The 3,459-nt window shown below is 78.4% G+C and carries 2 protein-coding genes; both read right to left on the minus strand.

The features are described 5' to 3' along the window. Positions 1-2,213 (minus strand): hypothetical protein (locus KBX39_RS26740; RefSeq protein ID WP_247660632.1); only part of this gene is annotated, 2,213 nt, incomplete at its 3' end. Then, the gene (locus KBX39_RS26745; protein ID WP_064446399.1) at positions 2,213-3,346 is read right to left on the minus strand and encodes a glycosyltransferase family 4 protein; all 1,134 of its coding nucleotides are present in this window, start codon (positions 3,344-3,346) and stop codon (positions 2,213-2,215) included. The genes KBX39_RS26745 and KBX39_RS26740, both read right to left, overlap by 1 nt. Positions 3,347-3,459 lie beyond the last annotated feature (113 nt).

Below are 3,459 nucleotides of genomic sequence, written 5' to 3' on the forward strand. Positions count from 1 at the left end.
TCACCGGCCGACGGAGCACCGTCAGGCGGGCCGTCGCCAGCGGGGCCGCCTCGGGAAGGGCTGTCCGGGCCGCCCGGTGGTACCGCGTCCGTCTCGCCGCCAGGGCGGCCGCTGTCGGGCAGCGTACGGTCGGTGGAGTGGTCGAGCACCCGCAGCGCCGACAGCGCCGCCATGGGCACCACGAGCGCCGCCGCCGCGCCGGCCACGTCCAGCGCCGAGCCGCCCAGCACGCCGCCCAGCCCGACGGCCACGCCGGTGCCGGCCATCGCCGCCCGGATCGCCGGGTAGATGCCGAACAGCCGCATCAGGCCGCCCCACGGCTGCAGCAACGCCAGCCAGACCAGCGCCGCCCCGGCCAGGGCCAGCACGGTGAGCGGGCTGTTCACCAGCGTCTGGATGTTGGAGTCGCCGGAGCGGTGCACGGTGAGCCCCCCGGTGCCGTCGCCGAGCGCGGCCAGGAACCGGCCCAGGCTTCCCCGCTCGTCGGCGGGACGGCCCAGGTCGACCAGGGCGAAGCCGATGGTGACCGCGAGCGCGGCCATGGTGGCCCAGGCCAGCCGGCTCACGGTGAGCCAGCCGCCGGTGCAGATGGCGGCGGCGACGCTGACGCCGGCGGTGAGCGCGATCGCGCCGATCGAGTCGGCGCCCAGGTACGGGCTGCCCACGATCACCACTGCCAGTCCGCCGACGGCCACCATCACCATCGGACGCCAGCCCTTGCGGAACCGCTGAGCGAGCCAGCCGCCGCACAGCAGTGATCCGGCGACGAACACGCCCAGCCCGACGGTGCCGAGCCCGGCGTACCGGCCGCCCTCCAGCGCGGAGTACCCGACCACGCCGTTGAGCTGCAGCCGGGAGCCGGTGAGCACGTCCACGCCGACCACGAGCGTGGCCAGCCCGGCGACCGCGCCGAGCGGGCCGAGCGTGCGCTCGTGCCCGGGGCTGAACCGGACCAGGGCGGTGCCGCCGACGACGAGCAGCGCGGTCACCGAGGCGTACCACACGCCGGCGTGGCTGCCGCGCCACCAGGGCACGGCGTCGGCCAGCAGCGCCGCGGGCACGGCCAGCGCGGCGGCGATGAGCAGCAGCTCCACCACGGCGACGACGCGCCGGGACACCGGTTCCGGTCCGTGCGGGCCGGCGAGGCGGCGGGCCCGGCGTAGCAGCGGCAGCACCGCTACCGCGAGGGCCAGCTGGGCGGCGGCGAGCAGCGTGAAGAACCAGCCGGCGACGCGCCGCTGGGCGGCGGCCTCCCGGTCCGCGTCGGCCGACGCCTCGATCGCGGCCCGCAGGTCGTCGGGCCGGTCGTCAGCGGTGACCGCGGGACGGCCGACGAAGGCCCGTTCCGGGGCCGGCCGGTCGAGCACGGCGAGCACGGTCGGGGCCAGGTCGACCAGTTGCAGGTAGCCGGAGCGGGCGGTGCTCGGCGAGGTCAGCCAGCCGCCCGTCCAGCCGGGGCCGTCGGCGATCGCGACGTGCAGCCGCGCCGGGTTGTCGGTGTCGGAGACGCCCGCGACCAGCACCAGTGAGCGCGGCGGCCGGGCGGCGAGGACCCGGGCCAGCCGGGCGTCGGCCTGCCGCGCCTGGGCGGCCCGTACGGCCGGGTCGTCGTCGTCGACGGTGCCGGCGTCGACGATGCTCAGCACGCAGGAGCCGAGCAGTTCCGCCGGGTTCTCGGGCAGCGTGGGCGCGTACCTGTCGACCCGGCCGAACGGACGGGCGGCGGCCACGGCGGCGCCCGGCCCCACCGCCACCGAGCAGCGCACCGACTCGGCCAGCGCGCCGGGCTTGGCGCCCCAGGCGAGCTGTTCCTGGTTGTGCGCCACGACGCTGGGCTGGTCGGGCAGGTTCGCGCCGATGCCGTCGGGCCGTTCCACAGTCACGCCGGCCGCCGGGCAGCCACCGCCCGGACGGGCGCCCGGCCAGGCGGCGAAGTTCCCGGCGCCGAGGGTGAGCCAGCCGTCGACGGGGCAGGTGGGCCGGTGCGCGGACCGCACCGACAGGGAGCCGATCGCGCCCTGCTCGGCCATCCGCCACAGCGTCGGCGTGTTCTCCGGGTCGACGTCGTCCCAGCGCAGGCCGGCCGCGCCGACGAGGACCACGAAGTCGGCGCCGGGCCGGTCCGCGCCGCGGTCCGGCCGGGCGGCCAGCGCGGTGATGCCCAGCGCCACCACGACCAGGGTGAGCAGGACCGGGGTCAGTCGGCGCAGCATCAGCGGTTCCCGGCGGAGTGCTGCGGTGTCAGCTCGGCGTAGAGGTCGGCGAGCGCGGCCACGGTGTCCGCCTCGGTGGGCCAGGTCGCGGCCCGGGCCAGGCCGCGCCGGCCCACCTCGGCCCGGCGTACGGGGTCGTCGAGCAGGTCGCGCACCGCCGCGTCGACGGCGTCCACGTCCCCGGGCGGCACCAGCACGGCCCCGTCGCCGACGAGCTCCGGCAGCCCGCCGACGGCGGTCGCGACGAGCGGTACGCCGGCCCGCAGCGCCTCCTGGGCGAACAGCTGCCGGGCCTCCCAGTCGCTGGTCACCACGGCGAGGTCGGCGCCGGCCAGCAGGTCCGCCACGTCGGTGCGGTGCCCGAGCAGCGTCACCGGCGCGCGGGCGGCCGAGATCCGGGCGGCCAGCGGCAGGTACGCGGGTCCGCTGCCGGCGATCACCACGACCGGGGCGGGGGTACGGGTGCGCCAGCGAGCGGCGGCGTCGATGAGCACGTCGTACCGTTTCTGCGGGTGCAGCCGGCCCACCGAGAGGATCAGCGGGCGGTCGGCGGTGACGCCGAACTCGGCGCGGACGGCGGCGCGGCGGCGGCCCGGCGGCGGCAGCGTGGGCGCGGCGACCGGGGCCAGGCGCGCGTCGGCGGCGCCCAGCGCGGCGGCGCGGTCGACCAGGTCGGCGGAGGCGCCCAGCGCGACCCGCACGGACCGGGCGACGATCCGCTCGACCAGCCGGGACGCCGCGCCGCGCAGCCCTTTCGCGAGGACCGCGTTGTGCCAGGTGACGACGAGCGGCGCGGTGGGGCGGGCGAGCGCCGCGACCAGGCCGGCGCGCAGCCCGTGCGCGTGCACCACGTCGACGGGTGTGTCCGCGAGCGCCCGGCGCAGCGCGGTGACCGCGCGCGCGTCGCCCGGCGTGGGGCTGGCCGGGATCTCCACCGGGGTGAACCGGGCGCCGACGCCGGTGAAGCCGAACTGCTCCTCGGTGGCGGCCGGTCCGCACACCAGCACCGACGCTCCGGCCTCGGTGAGTCCCCCGGCGATCGAGCGCACGTGCTGCCCGACCCCGCCGGTGCTGGAGGCGAGCACGAGGGCCACCGACCCGGGCCAGCGCGGTGCGGGCGAGGCGTCCGTCATGAGGAAACGGTCTCCTTTCCGTCGCCCCGCTCGCCGGGGTGCTGCTGCGCCGGCGGGCCGTCGTCCCCGCCGGCCGGGCGTCGCCGGCGCAGCCGGCGGGTCACGGTCGCGAG

The sequence above is a fragment of the Micromonospora sp. D75 genome (genome assembly GCF_018070405.1).
GTDB lineage: Bacteria > Actinomycetota > Actinomycetes > Mycobacteriales > Micromonosporaceae > Micromonospora > Micromonospora chalcea.